Here is an 896-nt window from a genome sequence, read left to right on the forward strand (position 1 = left end):
GCATATCGCCGATGTGCAGGAGGCAGAAGACGTGGCCGACGCGGAGGGAGGTGATAAGGTGCTCCATCTGCTCGGTGACCTGGTCGGGGTTGCCGGCGACGAGGAAGCCTTCGTCGACGCACTGGCGGTAGGACTTGCCGACGGCGCCGCCGGAGGAGACGCCGGCGACCTGGGCCTTGAGGCCGGCGCGGATGGTGGCTTCGGTGCGGTAGCCGGGGGCATCGGCGAAGCCGGGGTAGATGTGGAGGCAGCGCTCGAAGAAGTACTTCGCATGCTGGAAGTAGCTTTCCTCGGCCTCGGCGTCGGTTTCGGCGACGATGATCTGCTGGGCGAACGAGGCCTGGTAGGGGTTGAAGGGGAGGCCGAGCTGGGCGACGCGGTCGTGGAAGCCGTTCATGAGCTGAGCGGCGCGCTTGAAGCCGGAGAAGCTGAGGTAGGAGTAGTTGTAGCCGCGCTCGGCGCAGAAGTCCCAGGTTTCGATGGAGCCGCCGCCGGGGATCCAGATGGGCGGGTGGGGTTTCTGGATGGGGCGCGGCCAGATGTTCACGTAGCGGAGCTTGTTGAACTTGCCGTTCCAGGGGAAGACGTCGGGGTCCGTCCAGGCGCGGATGATGAGGTCGTGGTTCTCCTGGTAGCGCTCGCGGAGGGTGGCCGGGTTCGCGCCGAAGGCGTAGTTCGTATCCATCGAGGTGCCGACAGGGAAGCCGGCGATCAGGCGGCCGCCGGAGATGACGTCGAGCATCGCCATCTCCTCGGCGACGCGGGTGGGCGGGTTGTAGAGGGCGATGGACATGCCGAGGAGGACGATGGAGACATCGCGGGTGCGGCGGGCCAGGGTCGCGGCCATGAGGGCGGGCGAGGGCATCAGGCCGTAGGCGTTCGCGTGGTGCTCGTTC

Annotated in this window: 1 protein-coding gene; it reads right to left on the reverse strand. The window is 67.3% G+C overall.

The annotated features are described in order from the left end of the window. A partial coding sequence (locus N2041_RS01365; RefSeq protein WP_297675051.1) for an LLM class flavin-dependent oxidoreductase occupies window positions 1-847 on the reverse strand: 847 nt, incomplete at its 3' end. Window positions 848-896: the final 49 nt, after the last annotated feature.

This window comes from Tepidiforma sp. (assembly GCF_026419595.1).
GTDB lineage: Bacteria > Chloroflexota > Dehalococcoidia > Tepidiformales > Tepidiformaceae > Tepidiforma.